The 21,098-nt window shown below is 61.4% G+C and carries 21 protein-coding genes; 18 read left to right on the top strand and 3 right to left on the bottom strand.

The window, feature by feature from the left end; translation table 11 throughout:
• The first annotated feature begins 76 nt into the window (after positions 1-76).
• Genes hisS through hisG form a run of 3 tightly spaced genes read left to right on the top strand, consistent with a single transcriptional unit; the run spans position 77 to position 3,539 of the window.
• Entirely contained in the window at positions 77-1,771 is a 1,695-nt protein-coding gene (gene hisS / locus G3256_RS15610) for a histidine--tRNA ligase (RefSeq protein ID WP_169641705.1), read from the top strand.
• Positions 1,768-2,850, top strand: a complete 1,083-nt coding sequence (locus tag G3256_RS15605) for an ATP phosphoribosyltransferase regulatory subunit (RefSeq protein ID WP_169641704.1) — start codon at positions 1,768-1,770, stop codon at positions 2,848-2,850. Before hisS ends, G3256_RS15605 begins: the two co-directional genes overlap by 4 nt.
• Positions 2,847-3,539 (top strand): ATP phosphoribosyltransferase, encoded by a 693-nt coding sequence (gene hisG, locus G3256_RS15600; protein ID WP_169641703.1) that lies wholly within the window; start codon positions 2,847-2,849, stop codon positions 3,537-3,539. Before G3256_RS15605 ends, hisG begins: the two co-directional genes overlap by 4 nt.
• Positions 3,540-3,542: 3 nt before the next feature.
• On the opposite strand, the gene G3256_RS15595 is transcribed toward hisG, so the two are convergent.
• Positions 3,543-3,974: a DUF1489 family protein gene (locus tag G3256_RS15595; RefSeq protein ID WP_169641702.1), complete on the bottom strand. Its 432-nt coding sequence runs from the start codon at positions 3,972-3,974 to the stop codon at positions 3,543-3,545.
• Positions 3,975-4,117: 143 nt separating this feature from the next.
• Here G3256_RS15595 and G3256_RS15590 point away from each other — a divergent pair, with 143 nt between their 5' ends.
• The 3 genes from G3256_RS15590 to G3256_RS15580 all read left to right on the top strand — a co-directional run bounded on the left by G3256_RS15590 (position 4,118) and on the right by G3256_RS15580 (position 8,007).
• Positions 4,118-6,412 carry an adenosylcobalamin-dependent ribonucleoside-diphosphate reductase gene (locus tag G3256_RS15590; RefSeq protein WP_169641701.1) on the top strand — a complete coding sequence of 765 codons (2,295 nt, stop codon included), beginning with the start codon at positions 4,118-4,120 and terminating at the stop codon, positions 6,410-6,412.
• 192 nt (positions 6,413-6,604) lie between these two features.
• Entirely contained in the window at positions 6,605-7,675 is a 1,071-nt protein-coding gene (locus G3256_RS15585; protein WP_169641700.1) for a Hint domain-containing protein, read from the top strand.
• Between the two features lie 35 nt (positions 7,676-7,710).
• Positions 7,711-8,007, top strand: coding sequence for a phosphotyrosine protein phosphatase (locus tag G3256_RS15580; RefSeq protein ID WP_169641699.1), 297 nt, complete (start codon positions 7,711-7,713; stop codon positions 8,005-8,007).
• A gap of 5 nt (positions 8,008-8,012) precedes the next feature.
• Here the strand turns inward: G3256_RS15580 and G3256_RS15575 are convergent, their stop codons facing one another.
• Positions 8,013-8,588, bottom strand: a complete 576-nt coding sequence (locus tag G3256_RS15575; RefSeq protein ID WP_169641698.1) for a TlpA family protein disulfide reductase — start codon at positions 8,586-8,588, stop codon at positions 8,013-8,015.
• Between the two features lie 24 nt (positions 8,589-8,612).
• Between G3256_RS15575 and argH the strand changes: the two genes are divergently transcribed.
• The 7 genes from argH (at position 8,613) to G3256_RS15540 (ending at position 15,922) form a co-directional block, all read left to right on the top strand.
• Entirely contained in the window at positions 8,613-10,025 is a 1,413-nt protein-coding gene (argH, locus tag G3256_RS15570; protein WP_169641697.1) for an argininosuccinate lyase, read from the top strand.
• Positions 10,022-10,198, top strand: coding sequence for a hypothetical protein (locus G3256_RS15565; RefSeq protein ID WP_169641696.1), 177 nt, complete (start codon positions 10,022-10,024; stop codon positions 10,196-10,198). The genes argH and G3256_RS15565 overlap by 4 nt, the downstream gene beginning before the upstream one ends.
• A gap of 3 nt (positions 10,199-10,201) precedes the next feature.
• The gene (locus tag G3256_RS15560; RefSeq protein WP_169641695.1) at positions 10,202-10,360 is read left to right on the top strand and encodes a hypothetical protein; all 159 of its coding nucleotides are present in this window, start codon (positions 10,202-10,204) and stop codon (positions 10,358-10,360) included.
• A gap of 3 nt (positions 10,361-10,363) precedes the next feature.
• Complete coding sequence (locus tag G3256_RS15555; RefSeq protein WP_169641694.1) at positions 10,364-10,672, top strand: DUF2834 domain-containing protein; 309 nt, start codon at positions 10,364-10,366, stop codon at positions 10,670-10,672.
• A 93-nt stretch (positions 10,673-10,765) separates the two neighbouring features.
• On the top strand, positions 10,766-11,947 hold the full coding sequence (locus G3256_RS15550) for a sugar-transfer associated ATP-grasp domain-containing protein (RefSeq protein WP_169641693.1): 1,182 nt from the start codon (positions 10,766-10,768) through the stop codon (positions 11,945-11,947).
• A gap of 65 nt (positions 11,948-12,012) precedes the next feature.
• Positions 12,013-13,278, top strand: a complete 1,266-nt coding sequence (gene lysA, locus G3256_RS15545; RefSeq protein ID WP_169641692.1) for a diaminopimelate decarboxylase — start codon at positions 12,013-12,015, stop codon at positions 13,276-13,278.
• 40 nt (positions 13,279-13,318) lie between these two features.
• The gene (locus tag G3256_RS15540; protein ID WP_169641691.1) at positions 13,319-15,922 is read left to right on the top strand and encodes a TIGR02302 family protein; all 2,604 of its coding nucleotides are present in this window, start codon (positions 13,319-13,321) and stop codon (positions 15,920-15,922) included.
• Between the two features lie 21 nt (positions 15,923-15,943).
• Here G3256_RS15540 and G3256_RS15535 read toward each other — a convergent pair whose 3' ends face one another.
• On the bottom strand, positions 15,944-16,840 hold the full coding sequence (locus G3256_RS15535; RefSeq protein WP_169641690.1) for a zinc-ribbon domain-containing protein: 897 nt from the start codon (positions 16,838-16,840) through the stop codon (positions 15,944-15,946).
• A gap of 168 nt (positions 16,841-17,008) precedes the next feature.
• On the opposite strand from G3256_RS15535, the gene G3256_RS15530 reads away from it, so the two are divergent.
• The 5 genes from G3256_RS15530 (at position 17,009) to G3256_RS15510 (ending at position 21,087) form a co-directional block, all read left to right on the top strand.
• Positions 17,009-17,686: a cell division ATP-binding protein FtsE gene (locus tag G3256_RS15530; protein ID WP_169641689.1), complete on the top strand. Its 678-nt coding sequence runs from the start codon at positions 17,009-17,011 to the stop codon at positions 17,684-17,686.
• Positions 17,683-18,585, top strand: coding sequence for a cell division protein FtsX (locus G3256_RS15525; RefSeq protein ID WP_206040755.1), 903 nt, complete (start codon positions 17,683-17,685; stop codon positions 18,583-18,585). The genes G3256_RS15530 and G3256_RS15525 overlap by 4 nt, the downstream gene beginning before the upstream one ends.
• Positions 18,585-19,316 carry a lysophospholipid acyltransferase family protein gene (locus G3256_RS15520; RefSeq protein WP_246227648.1) on the top strand — a complete coding sequence of 244 codons (732 nt, stop codon included), beginning with the start codon at positions 18,585-18,587 and terminating at the stop codon, positions 19,314-19,316. Before G3256_RS15525 ends, G3256_RS15520 begins: the two co-directional genes overlap by 1 nt.
• On the top strand, positions 19,309-19,917 hold the full coding sequence (locus G3256_RS15515; RefSeq protein WP_169641687.1) for a pyridoxamine 5'-phosphate oxidase family protein: 609 nt from the start codon (positions 19,309-19,311) through the stop codon (positions 19,915-19,917). The genes G3256_RS15520 and G3256_RS15515 overlap by 8 nt, the downstream gene beginning before the upstream one ends.
• 105 nt (positions 19,918-20,022) lie before the next feature.
• Complete coding sequence (locus tag G3256_RS15510; RefSeq protein WP_169641686.1) at positions 20,023-21,087, top strand: sterol desaturase family protein; 1,065 nt, start codon at positions 20,023-20,025, stop codon at positions 21,085-21,087.
• The last annotated feature ends 11 nt before the right edge of the window (positions 21,088-21,098 follow it).

Genomic DNA, 21,098 nt, shown 5'->3' with positions numbered 1-21,098 from the left:
AGCGGTGCGCGCCGCGCTTGTCTCACGCAGCCCCATCCGATAGACCGCGCGCGAAACCTGCCGCAAAGGGAATCCCATGGGCAAGCCAAAGAAGACCCCCCGCCCGAAGGCCGAGACGCCCAAAGGCTTTCGCGATTATTTCGGTGCCGAGGTCACTCAGCGCACTGAAATGCTGCGCAAAATCGCCGGGGTCTATCATCGCTATGGCTTTGACGCGCTCGAAAGCGCGGGTGTGGAGACGGTTGAGGCTCTGGGCAAGTTCCTGCCCGACGTGGACCGCCCCAACGAGGGTGTTTTCGCCTGGCAGGAAGACGCGGACGCCGACAAACCCGGCGACTGGCTGGCGCTGCGCTATGACCTGACTGCCCCGCTGGCGCGCGTCTATGCCCAGCACCAGAATGATCTGCCCAAACCATACCGGCGCTATGCCATGGGCCCCGTCTGGCGCAACGAAAAGCCCGGCCCGGGGCGGTTTCGGCAGTTTTATCAGTGTGATGCAGATACGGTTGGTGCGCCTTCGGTTGCTGCTGATGCAGAGATCTGCGCGATGCTGGCCGATTGTCTCGAAGCCGTCGGCATCGAACGCGGCGATTATGTGATCCGGGTAAACAACCGCAAGGTGCTGAATGGCGTGATGGAAGTAGCGGGCCTCGCCGGCGACGACAAAGCAGCCGAACGCGGCATCGTGCTGCGCGCAATTGATAAGCTGGACCGGCTCGGGCCAGACGGGGTGCGCGCTCTTCTCGGTCAGGGGCGCAAAGACGAGAGCGGCGATTTCACTGAAGGTGCGGGCCTTTCCGCACTACAGACTGACAAAATAATGAGTTTTGTGAACTCACATTTTGAGGTCGGTAATAAGCTTGCGCAGGAAGCGGCACGTGCGGAGAACGAGGGCAATGACGAACGCGCGAGGCAATTGCATCACGCCCGTTACTCTGTCGAACCGCAGTTTAGAGATCGTGACGAAAAAGAGCTTTATGGGAAACAAAGAAAGATCTGGAACCAGAGAGTCATTGATCATTTGAAGGAGTTGATCGGCGGAACAGGTGTCGGGTTTTCGGGCATATCCGACTTGCAGGAAATCCACGATTTGATGACTTCCGCAGGATATTCCGATCAGCGTTTTCTGATCGACCCCTCGGTGGTCCGCGGCCTCGGCTATTACACTGGCCCGGTCTATGAGGCAGAACTCACCTTCGACATTCAGGACGAAAAAGGCCGCACCCGGAATTTCGGCTCTGTCGCAGGTGGCGGGCGATACGATGATCTCGTTAAACGCTTCACCGGGCAGGAAGTACCCGCCACAGGGGTCTCCATCGGCGTCGACCGTCTGCTGGCCGCTTTGCAGGCCAAAGGCAGGCTGGAGAGCGAGGCTCAGGGCCCCGTGGTCGTCACAGTCATGGACCGTGCCCGCATGTCCTATTACCAGGAATTGGTCGCGGATCTGCGAAACGCGGACATTGACCCGGACGATCCGTCAAAAGGGAAAATTCGGGCAGAGGTTTATCTGGGCAACCCAAAAAACTTTGGCAACCAGTTGAAATACGCCGACAAACGAGGCAGCCCCGCGGCGGTGATTGCGGGCAGTGACGAGCAGGAGCGCGGCGTTATCCAGATCAAGGACCTGATCCTTGGGGCGAAAATCGCCGAAAGTGCGACCCTGGAGGAATGGAAAGACCGGCCCAGCCAGTTTGAGGTGCCGCGCGATCAACTGGTGGCAAAAGTGCGCGAAATCCTTGCCGCGCACAGTCCCGACGGCGGCGCAAAATGACAGACCGCGCGCAGACCCTGGCGCGGGCCGCCGGATTGCGGGCCGTCTTTGAGGCCGCCGGTGCCATCAGTGTCGAGACACCGGTTCTGCAGCCCGCACATACGCTGCTTGATCTTTACGGCGAGGAAATCCGCGCGCGGGCCTATGTGACCTCGGACGCGCTGCGCGGCGAGCAGATGCTGCGCCCGGATTTCACCGTGCCCGTCGTTCAGATGCATATGGCGCACGGTGCCGAACCTGCGCGCTATACCTATTCCGGTGAGGTTTTCCGCCGTCAGGAGCAGGACCCGGACCGCGCCAACGAATTCATTCAGGTGGGTTTTGAGGTCTTCGACCGCACCGACCCTGCGGCCGCGGACGCTGAGGTTTTTGCGCTGATCGCCGGCGCACTTTCGCCTTTGCGGCTGCGCGCGGCTACGGGCGATATCGGAGTTCTGATGGCCGCGGTTGAGGGGCTGAAAACCACGGCCCCGCGCAAAGCGGCTCTGATGCGCCACATCTGGCGTCCGCGCCGGTTTCGCGCGTTGCTTGACCGGTTCTCGGGCCGCACGTCAATGAGCCGCACCCGCGAAGCGCTGCTGGCCGGCGATCTGCCCGACGCCGACGCACCGCTTTCCGGTCGGCGCAGTGCGTCGGAAATAAAGGCGCGGATCAGAACCCTGCGCGAAGATGCGGCAACAGACCCGCTCAGCACCGAAGAGGTTCGTTTGCTTGATGCGCTTCTGGGCGTGCGTGAAACGATGCCCTTTGCGCTTGAGCAATTGCGCGACCTGTCCGTCGATCTGCCGCAGATTGCACCTGCCGTGGCACGTGTCGCGGCCCGCGCCGAAGCACTGGAGGCGCGGGGCATCGATGTCCGGAGCCTGCCCTTTGAGACGAACTTCGGCCGCACCTCGATGGAATACTACGATGGTTTTGTTTTCGGATTTTTCAGTCCTGACCGCGCCGACCTGCCGGCAGTGGCAACCGGGGGGCGCTATGACGCGCTGACCCGGCGGCTGGGACAGGGCCGCGAAATTCCGGCGGTGGGCGGTGTTCTGCGTCCCGGTCTGATGCTTGAGCTGGAGGCCGCGCAATGACGATCCGGCTTGGCGTGCCGTCCAAAGGGCGTCTGATGGAAAAAACCTGCGACTGGTTTGCAGGTCGGGGCGTGACCCTGTCGCGCAGCGGGTCGGATCGCGAATACGCCGGCGCGGTTGAGGGCATCGGGGGCGTATCTCTGGTGCTGCTCTCCGCGGGCGAAATTCCGCGAGAGCTTGCGACAGGCCGCATCCATTTCGGTGTCACAGGCACCGACCTGGTGCACGAAAAACTGCCCCGCTGGGAGCAGCAGGTTGAGCCGGTCGCAGAGCTTGGCTTTGGCTTTGCTGACCTGGTGCTCGCTGTGCCCCGCGCCTGGATCGATGTTGAAACGGTCGATGATCTGGACGCGGTGGCGGCGGCCTTTCGGCAGACCCACGGCATGCGTCTGCGGATCGCTACGAAATACCACAGGCTGGTGCGCGAATACCTGCGCCAGAGCGGGGTGGCGGATTATGCGCTGGTCGACAGCCAGGGCGCGACCGAAGGCACGGTGGCCAATGAAACCGCCGAGGCCATAGCCGACATTACATCGAGCGGCGAGACCCTGCGCGCCAATCACCTCAAGGTGCTGAGTGACGGCCCGGTGTTGCGTTCGCAGGCGACGCTGTGGCGCAGCCGCATTGCAGAAACAGATGATGATGACCGTGCGGTGGTGGCCGGATTTCTGGACCGCCTTGCCGTCTGAGCGTCAGAGCACCCCGATTTCAGCAAGCGCGCGGTTGAGTTCAACGGGCAAAGGTTCTTCGCTGGCACGTCCTTCGGGCAGATCGGGCGGGGCATCGCCCAACGGCAGATAGCGCCAGCCCTGGAACGGGCGTTTGAGGGATGTCTGTGTGCGCACGATTTTCGGGTCGAGCACAATCGCACAGCGGCGGATGCCGTCCTGCCCGATGTATTCATCAAGGCGCGTCACCGTTTGCCGGCACTGGATCACCCCTTTAATCACCCAGTAGATCGACCCGCCGCTCAGGATTTCATCGGCGCGTTTCGGCCACATCCGCGTGACATGACGGGGCAGACCATCGGGTGCCTGGGCGCGTTTTGTCGCCTGCCAGGCGGCCAGATCATCGACGTTTTCCGTCCCGACGGACAGTTTGATCAGGTTGACCGCTTTATCCACAGCTTTTCCCACTGACATGCCCCCAGAATCTGTACCACCGCCACATAATGTAGATGAAAGTCCGCCGGGAGCAAACTGTGGTAGAAAGACGCGCTGGGATCGTGTAGGTTGAATGCCTGCCTCAGCAACCAGAGAATCACGCCATGACACGCTTTGCTGCCCCCATTGCCGAACAGATCTGGGATATGAAGTACCGCTTCAAAGAGGCGGACGGCACCCCGAAAGACCAGACGGTGGAAGACACCTGGCGCCGCATTGCGCGGGACCTCGCGCGCGTGGAGAAAGATCCGGCGAAGTGGGAAGACCGCTTCTATGCAGCGCTGGAGGATTTCAGGTACCTGCCTGCGGGGCGGATCACCGCGGGCGCCGGCACGGCGCGATCCGTGACGCTCTTTAACTGCTTTGTCATGGGCACCGTGCCCGACAGCATGGGCGGTATTTTCGATATGTTGAAAGAGGCCGCCCTCACCATGCAGCAGGGCGGCGGCATCGGATACGACTTTTCGACGATCCGGCCGCGGGGTGCTGACGTGCACGGGGTGGCTGCAGACGCCTCGGGACCGCTGTCGTTTATGGATGTCTGGGATGCGATGTGTCGCACAATCATGTCGGCGGGCTCGCGCCGGGGGGCGATGATGGCCACAATGCGCTGTGATCACCCGGACGTTGAGGATTTCATCGCGGCCAAATCCGACCCGGCGCGACTTCGCATGTTCAACATGTCGGTGCTGATCACGGATGATTTCATGGCGGCGGTCAAGGCGGACGGACCATGGGATCTGGTCTTTGACGGCAAGGTCTATCGCACGGTGCAGGCTCAGGATCTGTGGAACCGGATCATGCAGGGCACCTATGATTATGCCGAGCCGGGCGTGATTTTCATCGACCGGATAAACGCGGCCAATAACCTGCAGTACTGCGAGACCATCGCTGCGACGAACCCCTGTGGCGAGCAGCCGTTGCCGCCCTATGGTGCCTGCCTTCTGGGCTCTGTGAACCTGTCGCGTCTGGTAACGGATGCCTTTGAAGAGGATGCAGCACTTGATGAGGCCGCCCTTGACGACCTGGTCGCCGTTGCGGTGCGGATGATGGACAATGTGGTGGATGCCTCGAAATTTCCGCTGGAGGCGCAGGCGCGCGAAGCACAGGCCAAGCGCCGGATCGGGCTTGGCGTGACAGGACTGGCTGATGCGCTTCTGATGGTCGGATTGCGCTATGGCTCAGACGAGGCGGCGCGTCAGACCTCGGACTGGCTGCGCCGGATCGCCCGCGCCGCATACCTGGCGTCGGTGGATCTTGCGAAGGAGAAAGGTGCCTTTCCGCTTTTTGATGCGGACGGCTATCTGGCGTCAGGCACGATGCAGGCGATGGATGAGGATGTACGCGAGGCGGTGCGCACCCACGGTATCCGCAACGCGCTGCTGACCTCGATTGCGCCGACGGGGACGATCTCGCTCTATGCAGGCAATGTCAGCTCCGGGATCGAGCCGGTCTTTGCCTACGCCTATACCCGCAAGGTGCTGCAGAAGGACGGCTCGCGCACCGAAGAAGAAGTCGTTGATTATGCGGTTCGGCTCTGGCGTGAGAAATTCGGCGACGCGGCATTGCCCGATTATTTCGTGAACGCGCAGACGCTTGCGCCCTCGGATCACGTCAAAATGCAGGCAGCCGCTCAGAAGTGGGTGGATTCGTCGATCTCCAAGACAATCAACTGCCCTGAAGACATCAGTTTCGACGCCTTCAAGGATGTTTACATGCAGGCCTGGGACACGGGCTGCAAGGGCTGCACGACCTACCGGCCCAATGCAGTGACGGGGTCGGTGCTGAGTGTGTCGGAGGATAAGCCAAAAGAGCAGGCTCCCGAGGTCATCACCACCGATGCCGCCGAACCGCAGCGTCCCCACGGGGACGTCATCTATATGTCCGAACCGCTCGACCGGCCCTCGGAGCTGGAAGGCAACACCTACAAAGTCAAATGGCCTGACAGCGAGCACGCGCTTTACATCACCATCAACGACATCGTGCTGAACGGGCACCGCAGGCCCTTCGAGGTCTTTATCAACTCCAAGAACATGGAGCATTTCGCCTGGACCGTGGCGCTGACGCGGATGATTTCGGCAGTGTTCCGGCGCGGCGGGGACGTGTCCTTTGTCGTGGAAGAGCTCAAGGCGGTCTTTGACCCGCGCGGCGGAGCCTGGATGCAGGGCAAATATATCCCGTCCATTCTCGCAGCCATTGGCGGCGTGATCGAGCAGCATATGATCGCCACCGGTTTCATCGCGGGCGAAGGCATGGGGCTCAAGACCGATCCGCAGGCACAGGTCGTGGGGCTGGAGAACCAGCGCGGACAGGCCTGTAGCAGCTGCGGACAATACGATCTCCGCATGGTCGAGGGCTGCATGACCTGCGGCTCCTGCGGCTACTCAAAATGCGGCTGACCGCACGCCGCCTTTGTTAACTTTTGCGCGCTTCGACGCCCGGAATTCCGGCTAAAAGCACTGATTATGCTCTCCCTCAGGTTGAGGGATCTTTTGCAACACCATAGAATCCCGCGCGTTTTCGGGCTTTTCAGGTGCGATGCGATTGATTAACAAAGAGTTAATAAAAAACTGAGGCAGGCAAACAGGTATATGAAAACGGGCTTTCGTGGCACGTTCGTCATTTCCTGGTCGCAAACAGAAGTAGATGGCCTTGAAGCTGCGCCCGTACAGGCCCTGACAACAGGGGCGGCGTGGTCCTGGCGCGGTGATGCTGTTCAGGTGGACGGCACTGCCGGTGTTCTGCGACTGGACCGGGCAGACGGGTCGGAGAACCTGCGCAGGCGCGCAGCGAAGATGGTGCACCGGCTCGTCGGCGCAGCACTCGACCCTGCGCAAACCGACCTTCATGGCGCGGACAGAGCCGAAGCCTCAATGTCAGACAGCAGTTTCGTCGTCACTGACGGCGCGCAAAGTTACACCGTCACCATGATCAGCGTCGGCGCCGGCGCGCAGCCGCTGCTGATGTTTCTGGACGAACTGCCGCCGCGCGGCACGGATCTCTGGGTGGTACACCACACCATGGGCGCACGACCTCACACCGCACCAAACGAACCCGACAGCACAGGCGTGATCTGTTTCACACCGGGCACCCGCATCAGCACGCCGCACGGTCAGCGACCCGTGGAGACCCTGCAGGTCGGCGATCTTGTCCAGACCCGCGACAACGGTGCACAGCGCATCGAATGGATCGGCAGCCGCCATATGACTGGTGCGCGGCTTTTTGCGATGCCGCGGCTGCGGCCGGTGCGGATCAGAGCAGGCGCGCTCGGCGTGGAGCGGCCGGATCAGGAACTGCTTGTTTCGCCCGAGCACCGGATGCTGGTCTCCGGCCCGGTTGCTGAGGATCTCTTCAACACACCCGAGGTGCTGGTGGCGGCACGCGATCTGATCGACGGCCAGCACATCACCACGGATCTCAGCGTGCGCAATGTGACCTATATCCACCTGCTGCTCGGGCGGCATAATGTGCTCTGGGCGAATGGCGTGATGACCGAAAGCTTCCACCCGGCAAGCTCTGCGCTGACCTCGCTTGAGCCGCAGGACCGCGCGCGCCTGCTGGCTCGATACCCTGACCTTTCTTTTGATCCGCATACTTATGGTGGCTATGCGCGGCGCAACCTTTCGTCATCCGAGGCGGCCATTCTGCTGCGGGCGGCCTGAGTACAAAGATCCTCTTTCTGTGCGGCAAGGCGCGGATGCGCAGCCCGACAGCTGCTGATCTGGTTGCGGCATGGGACGGCTTTGAAACGGATTTCGCCGGTCTCAGCCGGGATGCTGACGAGCAGCTGTCGGTTGAGCAGATCGCCTGGGCTGATCTCATCGTGGTGATGGAAAAGCGCCACAAAACCCGGCTGACCGCGGCGTTTGGCACCCGTCTCAAAGACCGCAGGGTCGTGGTCCTGGGGATTCCGGACCGCTACAATTATATGCAGCCGGAGCTGGTCGCGCGGCTGGAGCCTGCGCTCAGGCGGTTGCTGAACCGACGCTCCTGACGGGATCAGCTTTCACGGCCCAGAACCGTCGCAATGATCGCTCTGGCATTTTCCGAAGACCAGTCCGCATCACCGCGCAGCCGGGCAATCTCGCGCCCGTCCGGATCAATGAGTACGGTAATCGGCAGGCCGAAAATGCCCATCTGGCTGGCCAGTGACTGCTGAGGATCCTGATGGCGGGGCAGGTTGTCGATGCCGGTTTCCTTAAAGAACTGCTTTATGCCTTCGGGCGAATTGCGGCCCACGGCAATTGTAACGACCTCAAAGTCTTCCCCGCCGAACTCGGTTTGCAGGGCGGCCAGCATCGGCATTTCTTTGCGGCAGGGGGCACACCAGGTGGCCCAGAAGTTCAGCAGTATGTATTTGCCTTCATAGGCCTGCAGGTTGGTTTTGCCGGCATCATCCGCAAGCTCAAAGTTCGCCGAAGAGGTGGCCTGGGGAGCGTCGTGGAAAATCAGCTTTTTCATATCCCCTTCGCGCATCAGCTCTGCGGCGGCAAGATCGGCCGCAGCGCTGCCCGGCACCATGATTGCGCCCGCGGTAAGGGCCGTATAAACGAACGCTGCAAAAAGATTTTTCATATCCCCTCCGGAGGATTCAGGCAGATGACAGATTCCAGCGACACGGGAAAATCCGCAACATCAAATGCGATGTGGGGTGGCCGCTTTGCCGATGGCCCGGACGCGATCATGGAGGCAATCAATGCCTCGATCGGGTTCGACCAGCGGATGGCAGCTCAGGACATCGCAGGTTCGCGCGCGCATGCCGCAATGCTGGAAGCGACAGGCATTCTGGAAGCTAGCGATGTTAAGGCCATTCGGGAAGGGCTGCTCACGGTCTTGTCAGAGATTGAAACGGGCAGCTTTCAGTTTTCTACCGCCCTGGAAGACATTCACATGAACGTCGAAGCGCGCCTGAAAGAAATCATCGGCGAGCCGGCTGGACGTCTGCACACCGGGCGCAGCCGCAATGATCAGGTCGCCACCGATTTCAAACTCTGGGTGCGCGACCAGCTGGATGCCTGCGAGACGGGGCTGCTGGCACTGATCCGAGCGCTGCTGGCCCAGGCGGAGGCCGGTGCGGACTGGGTGATGCCCGGCTTTACCCACCTGCAGACCGCACAACCGGTCACCTGGGGGCATCACATGATGGCCTATGTCGAGATGTTCGGGCGTGATCTGAGCCGGGTACGTGACGCGCGGGCGCGCATGAACACCTCTCCTCTGGGGGCTGCGGCTCTTGCCGGAACCTCCTTTCCCATAGACCGGCATATGACGGCTGAGGCGCTTGGGTTCGACGCGCCCGCGGCCAATTCGCTCGATGCCGTCAGTGACCGGGATTTCGCCCTGGAGTTCCTGGGCACTGCCTCGATCTGCGCCATGCACCTCAGCCGCTTTGCCGAAGAGCTGGTGATCTGGTCCTCGGCCCAGTTCCGGTTCGTGACGTTGAGTGACAGGTTCTCCACCGGGTCCTCAATCATGCCGCAAAAGAAAAATCCCGACGCCGCAGAGCTGATCCGCGCCAAAGTGGGCCGGATTTTCGGAGCGAACACGGCTCTGATGATGGTAATGAAAGGCCTGCCGCTGGCCTATTCCAAGGACATGCAGGAAGATAAAGAACAGGTATTTGACGCGGCCGACAATCTGATGCTGGCACTTGCCGCGATGCAGGGCATGGTCAGCGATATGACGGCCAACCGCGAGAGCCTTGCCGCCGCCGCCGGTGCGGGTTTTTCCACGGCCACCGATCTGGCGGACTGGCTGGTGCGGGTCGCCGGCCTGCCGTTCCGCGACGCCCATCACATCACCGGCAGCCTTGTGGCACTGGCGGAAAAGAAGGGCTGCGACCTGCCGGACCTCTCGCTCGAAGACATGCAGTCAGCGCATACCGGCATCACAAGGGACGTCTTTGATGTACTCGGGGTGGAAAATTCGGTAAACTCACGTACATCTTACGGGGGCACGGCGCCGGATCAGGTCCGCCATCAGATTGCCCGCTGGAAGGAGATAACCGGATGACACGCCTGACTGCCGCTTTTGCACTGACTGCGCTGCTTGCAGCCTGCGGTGTCGATGGCGAGCCGGTACGGCCAACCGTAAACGGTGGCGTCACCATCTCCAACAGCGGCGTCTATCCAAGTGCAACCATTTCTCTCAGCCGCTGGCCGGTATGGATCGGCGTAGGACTTTAAATCATGACATCACAGAACTTAATCGCCGTGGCGCTGGTCGCCACATTCCTCGCCGGCTGCACCGGCGGCAACCAGAGCATGGGGCGCGAAGCGGCACCATCACCCGCGACAGGCGTCAGCGTCAGCGGTGAGGCCGTTGTCGGCGTGTCGACCCAGGGCTGAGCGATGCGCTATCTTTACCTGGCTCTGGCTGTCTGGGGCACCATTCATCCTATGAGCTGGTTTATCGGCTGGTTTAACGCCAACAGCTGGGATGTGATGGCGATGGTCGACGCCTGGCATGCAAACCAGGCAACAAGCGGCCTGGTCTGGGACCTGACGATCGCAGCCGTCGCGCTGACCGTCTGGGTGATTGCCGAAAGCGTCAGAACGCGCAACTGGGCCGGCCTGATTGCGATCCCTGCGACCTTTGGCATCGGCGTCAGCTGTGGTTTGCCGCTCTATCTTTTCCTGCGCAGCAGAGCAGATACCTAAAATTATCGCGGCACGAGAAACAACACTGTCAAATTCCTGCCCTTTTTCCCCGATATCGCATCAGACAGACGCAATCGGGAAAGGGCAAAATCAATGAACACTGCTGTTGCAACAGATGCACTGCTTGAAAAGGGCGATGCAAAGAAAGACGTAAAATCACCTGAGATCATCCGGGTCGCCCGGCAGTATGGTGCGAGCCCGTTGCGGCAGCTGCGCGAGATCTTTTCCCTGCGCTCGGGCCGGAGCAGGCTGACGACCCGCGATTACTATGACAACGGCCTGTATGATCCGGCCTTATCCATGACGGAAAAGCGCGAGTTTCTGGGGCTGGCCGCCAGCGAGGCGCTCAACGACCGCCTCTCACCCGAAGAAACCAAACGATATGGTGCCTTTGTCTGCAACAAGCTGTTGCACGGCGCACTGCTGCGCCAACTTGGCTTTGCCGCGACAGAGACGCTTGCCGTTGTCGCGAAAACCGGTGAATACGGGGCATTGCCTGCGCTGCAGGACGCGGATGCGCTCTTTGCGTTTCTCTCGGACCGGTCGGTTTATCCGGTGTTCGGCAAACCGGTTGACGGCTCATTGTCAGTAGGTTCGGTGATGCTCAGCGGGCTGGACAGTGCCGGCGAAACGCTGGAACTGGCCAGTGGCGACCACAGGCCGCTGCGGGCTTTCTGTGATGAGGTCCTCGCCAAATACGGCACAGGCTACCTTTTGCAAAAAGCGCTCAGACCGCACCCTGATCTGGTACCTGTGACCGGCGACATGACCGGCTCCGTGCGCATTGTCACGGCCATGAATACCAGCACACCCTCGGTGGCTTACGGCCTGTGGAAGATTCCGGCACCCCGCGCGATGTCGGATAATTTCTGGCAGGGCGGCAGCATGATCGCCCGCGTGGATATGCAGACCGGCGAAGTTCTGGCCTGTCGTCAGGGCACGGGGCCCGACACCATCGACGTCGAAAACCACCCCGAAACCGGTGCTGCGATTGTGGGGCTGAAACTGCCCGGCTTTGAGGATGCCTGCGATCTTGCGCGCCGTGCTCATGCGCTGATGCCTGATCTGGGGGTCTGCGGCTGGGATATCGGCCTGACTGTCGACGGTCCGGTGATCATAGAATGTAACAACAGCCCCTTTCACACCCTCTATCAGCTTGCGCACAGACGCGGGGTGATGAACCCCGATCTGATGCCGGTATGGGAGGCCACCGCCGCCCGACAGAAGGAACGTCTGACCTTCATCCGCGCAGCCAGAAAGAAAAAGAAGCGCTGACGGCGCGAGAGTTACCCGTCTGATCCTGATTGAACTGGCCTGCGATTCATGGCTAATGCGCGGGGATGGATCATTTTCTCTATAAGGACGGCGTGCTCTGCGCCGAGGATGTGCCCGTAGCTGAGATTGCGGCGGCAGTGGGCACACCTTTTTATGTGTACTCGACGGCGACTCTGCTGCGGCATTTTACCCTTTTTGATGAGGCGCTTGAGGGGATCGATCACCTTGTGTGCTATGCCATGAAGGCTGCCAGCAATCAGGCCATCCTGAAAACACTGGCGCAGGCAGGTGCGGGCATGGATGTTGTGTCTGGCGGCGAATACAGGCGTGCGAAGGCTGCCGGCGTCCCGGCAGATAAAATCGTCTTTTCCGGCGTTGGCAAAACGGCAGCTGAGATCCGCCTCGCACTCGAAGGCGGGATCCGTCAGTTCAATGTGGAATCGGAGCCTGAGATGGTGCTGCTCGATGCCACGGCGCGCGCAATGAACACGGTTGCCCCCATTACCATCCGGGTCAATCCGGACGTTGATGCAAAAACACATGCGAAGATCGCCACCGGCAAATCGGAAAACAAATTCGGGATCCCCATATCGCGCGCCCGGGACGTGTACCGCCTGGCCGCGAAAATGCCCGGTCTGAAGGTCATCGGGATCGATGTGCATATCGGCAGCCAGCTGACCGATCTGGCCCCGTTTGAACAGGCCTATCAGAAGGTTGCGGACCTCACGGAGATGCTGCGCGCGGAAGGGCATGAAATCATGCGGCTCGATCTGGGGGGCGGGCTGGGCATACCCTATGCGCGCGATAATCAGGCGCCGCCGCTGCCGTCGGACTACGGTGCGATGGTACGTCGCACCCTGGGGCATCTTGGCTGTGAGATCGAGATTGAACCCGGGCGGTTGATCGCCGGCAATGCGGGCTTAATGGTTTCTGAAGTGATTTATGTTAAATCCGGCGAAGGCCGCGATTTCCTGATCATCGACGGGGCGATGAACGATCTCATCCGGCCGGCAATGTATGAGGCATGGCATGATATTATCCCTGTCGTCGAACCCGAGCCGGGTGCAGAGCAGGCAAAATACGATATCGTCGGCCCCGTTTGTGAAAGCGGCGACACTTTTGCGCGCGAACGGATGATGCCGCCGGTGGCCTCAGGCGACCTCGTGGCCTTCCGGTCGGCTGGTGCATATGGCGCAGTAATGAGCAGTGAGTATAATTCCCGACCACTTATTCCCGAAGTTCTGGTCCGTGGGGATCAATTCGCGGTTATCCGCCCACGACCGACCTTTGACGAAATGATAAATCGGGATACCATTCCGGAGTGGCTCTGAGGGCGTATACCCGCCCGACGGGACCAGTGGAGAAGTATCGATGGCATCATTTTCCCGGCATGACGTCGCACGCAGCCTGAAAGGGTTGCGCTGGCCGCTGCGCCTGACCTGGTCCGGCATGCTGGCCGAACGGGTGGTACAGAGCTTCTGGCCGCTGACAACTGTTGTGCTGCTGGTGCTGGCGTCTCTGATGCTGGGTCTGCAGGACAGTCTGGTCGTCGAGGTCGTCTGGAGCATTGCGGTACTGTCTCTGCTCGCGGGGGCTGCCGCTCTGTTTTACGGGCTGCAACGTTTCCGCGTCCCATCGGGGGCCGAGGCGATGACCCGGCTCGACAGCAGCCTGCCGGACCGTCCGCTGCAGGCGCTGGCAGACACACAGACGATCGGTGCTGAAGATGCGGCCTCCTCTGCCGTCTGGCGCGCCCACCAGGCACGCATGGCCGAACGCGCCGCCAAAGCACAGCCCGTGCCCGCTGATCTGCGTATTTCTGCGCGTGATCCTTATGCCCTGCGCTATATCGCTGTGATCGCTTTTGCTGTGGCTCTGATATTCGGCTCGATCTGGCGTGTGGGATCTGTCACCGAAATGGCGCCGGGTGCCGGCGGTCTGGCAAGCGGCCCTGTCTGGGAAGGCTGGGCCGAAAGCCCGCGGTACACCGGCCGTCCGACGATTTATCTCAATGACATCGACAGCGGTGTGCTGGAAGTTCCCGAAGGCAGCCTGATCACCCTGCGTCTTTATGGCGAGGTTGGCGCGCTGACCCTCTCAGAGACGGTTTCGGGCCGTACCGAAGTGCCGCCCGCCTCCGAACCCGCTCAGGACTTCATCGTTTCGCGCAGCGGCGAGATTGCCATCAATGGCCCCGGCGGACGCACGTGGCAGGTTGATGTCATCGAAGACATGCCGCCCGAAATAGCCGTTCTGGGCCCGCCCGAAGCATCTGCTCTGGGCGAGACAACCCTGCCGTTTGAAGCCAGCGATGACTACGGTGTCGAAGCCGGCGAGGCGCGTTTCACGCTTGATCTGGTTGCGGTTGACCGCCGCTACGGCCTCACCATCGATCCCGAACCGCGCCCTGAACTCATCGTACCACTGCCCACACCCATTGCCGGGGACCGCAGTGCATTTGAGGAAAACCTGATTGAGGATTTCTCCGAGCACCCTTGGGCCAATCTGCCGGTCGAGGTCAGCCTGACCGCATTTGACGGCGCGGAACAAACCGCTCAGACGTCGCCGCGCGCGATTGTGCTGCCGGGACGGAGGTTTTTTGACCCGCTTGCCGCGGCCGTGATTGAGGCCCGCAGAGACCTGCTCTGGTCACGCGGGAACATCACCCGGACAGCTCAGGTTCTGCGCGCGATTACATGGCAACCGGATGATGTTTTCCGCTCCGAGACGGATCTGCTGCGGCTGCGCCGGGTGATCGGACAGCTGGATGTGCATGCAAAACACGGCATGAGCGACGAAAAACGTGACCGCCTGGCAGACGATCTGTGGGATCTTGCGCTGTTGCTTGAAGAGGGCGATCTTGCTGATGCTGCCGAACGGATGCGCCGTGCGCAGGAACGGCTCGAAGAAGCGATCCGCAACGGGGCGTCGGACGAGGAGATCGCTGAGCTGATGCGCGAACTGCGCCGCGCCACAGAAGACTATCTGCAGCAACTCTCGCGCCAGGCGCAGCGACAGCAGGAAGAAAACGGCGAAACCGGCCAGCAGGGCAATCCTGAAAACTCCATGACCATGACGCAGGATGACCTGCAGCAGATGATGGACCGCATCCAGGAGCTGATGGAACAGGGCCGCATGGCCGAAGCTCAGCAGGCGCTTCAGGAACTCCAGCAGATGATGGAGAACATGCGCGTCACCCAGGGCCAGCAGGGTCAGGGCGGACAAAGCCCGGGCGAGCAGGCCATGGAAGGTCTCTCCGAGACGTTGCGCGACCAGCAGGGACTGAGCGATCAGGCATTCCGCGATCTGCAGGAACAGTTCAACCCGAATGCGCAGGCCGGCGAAAGCCAGGGCAACGAAGGCCGCAACGGGGGACAGGGCGAGGGTCAGAGCCATGAAGGTCAGAACGGCCAGGGGCAGGGCGACGGCGATCAGAATGCGCAGCAGGGCGACCCGTCACAGCCCGGTGACGGATCGGATCCCGGTGGCAGTATTGCTGACCGCCAGCAGGCACTGCGCGATGAGCTGCGCCGCCAGCAGGGCAGCCTGCCAGGGGCCGGAACGCCCGAAGGAGACGCGGCGCGTGACGCGCTGGACCGCGCCGGCCGCGCAATGGAAGGCGCTGAGGATGCCCTGAGGGAAGATGATCTCGCCGGAGCGATCGACGAGCAGGGCCGCGCAATGGAAGCGCTGCGCGAGGGGATGCGGTCGCTGGCCGAGATGATGAATGAAGATCAGCAGCAGCAACCGGGCCAGGGCGCACAGGATTCCGACCGACGCGCCGATAACCGGGATCCGCTCGGCCGCGAGGCCGGTAATTCGGGTGCGGACGGCGATGACGGACCGCTGGCGCTGAACGATGACGCCTACGGGCGTGCGCGCGATCTGCTAGATGAGATCCGCAGACGGTCCGGTGAAGTCGCCCGGCCGGAAGTCGAACGCGATTATCTCAGACGCCTGCTTGACCGGTTCTGACAGCGCGGGGCGCGGGGTAATTTACTGATTGCTGGAAACAGCGGCAGCATCCAGCCAGCTCAGCAGACCTTCAACCTGGCCGTTCAGCCAGGCGCGCCAGGTGTCGACAATACCGGTGTAGCTGGTAAGCGCGGGTTCCAGTGCCGGCACCATCTGCGACAGATCCGGCGCATAGACATAGATCAGCGCCAGCACCGCAAAGAGCGCGACGGTCAGCACAAACCCGCGCCGGGAGCTGCGTTTTTCGCGCACCTCAGACTGGCCGGTCTGACCGGCGTCACCCGGTCCGCGGTCCTGATTTGACCGCAGGGTGGAATTAATCTCTTCGATGTCGGGCAGCAGATCACGGCGGGAAGCGGCCGCTGCACTCTCGGCGCGGAACTGCTCCATCTGCTCCTCACCGCTCAGATCTGTCTCGCCCCGCATGCGCGCCATGCGGTCGCGCGCTTCTCCTGCGCGTTTTCCCGCTTCATCGGGCGCATCAAATCCACCGAGACCCAGATCAGGCTGGCTTTCGAGACTGCCGGGTGCGTCGCGCCGGCGGGCGGTCGTCTCGAGTTCGGCCTCTTCGCGCAGCACGCTGGCCACGCCCGGATCGACCCTGCGCCGTGCGGGGCTGTTTTCATCGGGGCGGGGCGCCGGCCCGGGCTCAAAGACAGGCGCCGCTGTATCGGGTTCCGGTTCTTCTGCGGGCAATTCCTGCGCAACAGGATCCGGGATGGCATCCTCGGGGTGGATGATTTCCTCATCCGGACCGGGTGCGGCGGCCTGCTCCTGCTGCGCGCGCGACAGTGTGTCGGGATGATCCTGAAACCAGGTCTGCCCGCAGTTGGAACACTGCACATCACGCCCCTCGGAAGGGATCACCTCATCGGGCACTTCATACTGCGCATCGCAGTTCGGACAAATCAGTCGCATGTGGAAACCTGCTGCCTTGCTTCCTCAGAAGTATTATACTTTTTTGCGCTACTCTATGGCGTTCATCTCTCTGCGAAAAGTGCTATCTGTGCGATAAGCCGGCAAGTGATGCATTGAAACCAGACCGGCGGTAGGGCAAAACGGCACAACACTAATTTCGGGGGCGCTGTGATCGAGCTGGACCGGGCCGCATACAGCTATGGCGGTGACGCACTGTTTGCGGATATTTCTCTTAATCTGACGCCTGGATCGTTTCATTTCCTGACCGGCCCGTCGGGGGCGGGCAAGACCACGCTGCTGAAGCTCTGTTATGGCGCGCTGCAGCCGACCGAAGGTCAGGTCAGGGTCTTTGAGGAAGATATCAGCGCGCTCGGACGTGACGATGTGGCCCTGCTGCGCCGCCGTGTCGGTGTGGTCCACCAGGACTGCGATTTTCTGGACCATCTGAGTGTCGCCGACAATATCGCGCTGCCCCTCGGGGTCGCTGGAAAAGTTTCTTCCGGAACACAGGACGATCTGACCGAGCTTCTGGCCTGGGTCGGGCTGACCCACCGTCGTGATGCGCATCCGCCGGAGCTTTCAGGTGGCGAACGCCAGCGCGCGGCTCTGGCACGGGCCGTCATCATGTCGCCCGATGTCGTGATAGCGGATGAGCCCACGGGCAATGTTGACTGGGAAATGTCCCAGCGCCTTCTTAAGCTGCTTGTGGAGCTGAACCGGATGGGCAAAACCGTGCTGATCGCCACCCACGATCTCAGCCTGATCCGAGCTGCAAAGGCGCAGGTTCAGGCGCGTGTCCTTCGGATCGCCAACCGTGGCGTTCAGCTTGCGGGGGCCGATCTGTGAGTGTTTTCAAAGATCTGACCAGCCTCCTGCGCAGTGACGCTCAGGCCGACCAGGTGGTGCCACCGTCGGGCTTTACCGCGCAGCTGACGATTTTCACGGCTGCGGCAATGGCCTTTCTGGCTGTGTTCGCGCTGGCGCTGTCGATGGCCTCCGGGCGGCTTGCCACGACCTGGGGTGACGAACTCGCGCGCAGCTCCACACTGCGCATCACCGCACCACAGGCCGAACTGCCCGCGCTGACTGCGACGGCAATGCGCATCCTTGAAAGCACCGCCGGTGTTGCCTCGGCCCGGCCGCTCGATGCCGCGGAACAACAGGCGCTGCTGGCCCCCTGGTTCGGTACCGGACTTGATCTCAGCAATCTGCCGGTGCCGCAGCTTATCGAAGTCATCGAAGCCGACAGTGGTTTTGACAGTGCAGGCCTGCGGCTGCGTCTTGAGGCCGAAGTGCCGGGCGCGGTGCTTGATGATCACCGCCAGTGGCGCGCGCCTCTGGTGGCGGCGGCTAACCGCCTGCGCACCGTCGGCTGGGTGTCGGCAGTGCTGCTCGGGCTCAGTGTGGCCGCCATGGTCACGCTGGCGGCCAATGCGTCGCTTGCAGCAAACGCGCGCGTGATCGCCGTGCTGCGCCTTGTTGGCGCCACCGACCGGTATATCGCCCAGGCCTTCATCCGGCGTTTTACCCTGCGCGCGCTTGGCGGCGCGGCGGGCGGAACAGTGCTGGGCATGTTCGTTGTCCGGATGCTGCCGGCAGCCACGGACCGGGCGGGTTTTCTGACCGGGCTTGGCTTTCAGGGCGGCGAATGGCTGTTGCCGCTCACTGTGCCGCTGCTGGCTGCTGCCGCCGCATTTGTCGCGACAAGGCTGGCTGCACAGCGGAAACTGAGGGAGCTCGCATAGTGTTTCAATACGTCCGTTCGGTGATTTTCATCACCCAGATGTATATCGCAATGCCCCTTTTCGGGCTGGCGTTCGCACCCTGGGCGTATTTCAGCCGCAAAGGCGCCTATGCCGCCTGTAAATCCTATTCACGCTATGTCTTCTGGACCGCCGGATGGATGGTCGGCATGCGGTGCGAGGTGCGCGGTACCCCTCCCGACGGCGAGGCGCTGGTCGCGGCGAAACACCAGTCGTTCCTTGATATCATGATGATTTTCACAGCACTTCCATCTGCAAAATTCATCATGAAACGCGAGATTCTCAGAACGCCGGTGATCGGGCTTTATGCGCGGCGTCTCGGCTGTGTTGCGGTTGATCGTGGCAAACGGGGCAAAGCGATCGAAAAGATGGTGGCAGATGTGCATGCAGGCCGGGCGGAGCCGGGCCAGCTGATTATTTATTCCCAGGGCACGCGCGTGGCGCCGGGCCGTAGGATGCCTTACAAAGTCGGCAGTTTTGTGCTCTATGAGCAGCTTTCACAGCCCTGCGTGCCGGTTGCAACCAACGTCGGAGTGCTCTGGCCGAAACGCGGGATGCTGCGCAAACCCGGCGTGGCGGTCGTTGAATTCCTGCCGGTGATTGAGCCCGGAATGGCGCGCGACGATTTTATGGAACTGCTGGAGACATCTGTGGAAGAGCGCTCTGATGCTCTGATGGCAGAGGCCGGCTTCAAAGGTTTGCCGAATGCCTGACAGGATCGACACGATCGCGGCGCTGGAGTCGTATTACGGCACGCCAGGCGTAGCCTCCATCCGCAAGGTCGCCCGCCGGATGACACCGCTCTACCGCGACTGGATCATACAGTCAAAGTTCTGTGTGCTCAGCACGGTGGGTCCTGAGGGCACCGACGGCAGCCCGCGTGGCGATGAAGGCCCCGTTGTGCATGAGCTTGACCCCGGCACCCTCGCCATGCCCGACTGGCGTGGGAATAACAGGATGGATTCTCTGCGTAATATCGTCTCGGACGGACGCGTTTCGCTGATGTTTTTTGTCCCGGGATCAAACACCGTGGTTCGGGTCAACGGGCGCGCCTGGCTCACAGCTGACGGCGATCTGCGGGCGCGGTTTGCACGGGGAAAAACCCTGCCCGCCACCGTGATCGTCATTGAGATTGGTGAGATTTATACGCAGTGTGCCCGGGCGCTGATGCGCGCAGGTCTTTGGTCGGATGAGGATCAGAGCACCGCTCTGCCGACCGCCGGTGAAATCCTTGCGGAACAGACCAACGGCGAAGAGGGTGGCGCCCCCTATGACGAAGCCTGGGGGGCACGCGCCGCCAGAACAATGTGGTAGCGCAAAACCAACTGTAAAAATCCATATTTCGGCCTGAAATTGCCCAGGGCGTGCCCGGTTTGACAGCGATTGTCGCGCAACGGTCAACAGTCGGGGCAGTGGTACATGGAATTCTTTGCAGAGCTCGCGGGCAGCATGCTGGACAATATGGAGCGTCATCTGCTCGGCTTTCTCGTGCCGAAAGACCGGCTTTTTGCGCTCTGGCTGCTGAGCTCGGGCCTGATTGCATGGTTTGTTTATCGTAGTGTGAAGGGCACACGGCACGCTGAAGACCGCACCTTTTTGCGCTTCCTCTTTCCCGGACGCGTCTGGAGCCATCCGTCGGCATGGCTTGATCTGCGATACTTTGTCTTCAACAGCATCTTTGGAAAATTTCTGCTGATCGGCATTACGGCTGCGTCCACCGCCTTTGGCTACAGGCTCTTCGCAGGCGGGGTCGCATTTACCTCGGTCGTGGGGCAGGGGGATCTGTCCCTCTGGGCGGAGTTCGCCATTTCCGTGTCTTTCATGTTTTTTGCGATGTTGGTGTCGGATTTTCTGGCGTGGTTCTGTCACTGGTTGCAGCACAAATCGCCGTTGCTCTGGCAGTTCCACAAAGTCCATCACAGCGCCGAGGTCATGCATCCGGTGTCGAATTACCGCGAACACCCGGTCGACAATCTGCTTTACATGTCAGTGATCGGTGCGGGTTACGGGGTCATGATGGCGCTCGTTGTGCGCACGCTGGGCTATCTGCCGGGGATGCCGATGCTTCTGGGCATGCCGGTGCTGATGCTGCTTTTCAACCTTGCCGGCTATAATTTGCGTCACAGCCATGTCTGGCTGCGCTGGCCGGGCAAGCTGTCAATGATTTTCCCATCGCCTGCCCATCACCATGTGCACCATTCCTCGCACCCGGATCATCTGGATAAGAATTTCGCATTCATGTTTCCGATCTGGGATGTGGTTTTCCGCACCTATCACATGCCCGAGGACAACCGGGATGTGAAGTTCGGCATCGGCGAGGGCAATGCCGAGGACCTGACCAGCTGTCTCAGGCTTTACTGGGTGCCATTCCGGGACGCGTGGCGCGTTATCCGCGCCCAGGCAAAGGGTGAGCCGTTCAGCATGTCCAAGCCTGCAGCACCCGAAAAACTGCCCCGTACGCATGAGGTGCACCCCGCCGAATAACGGGCGGAACA

The sequence above is a fragment of the Roseobacter ponti genome (assembly GCF_012932215.1).
In the GTDB taxonomy this organism is placed as follows: domain Bacteria; phylum Pseudomonadota; class Alphaproteobacteria; order Rhodobacterales; family Rhodobacteraceae; genus Roseobacter; species Roseobacter ponti.
This window is presented reverse-complemented; position numbering and strand designations above follow the sequence as displayed.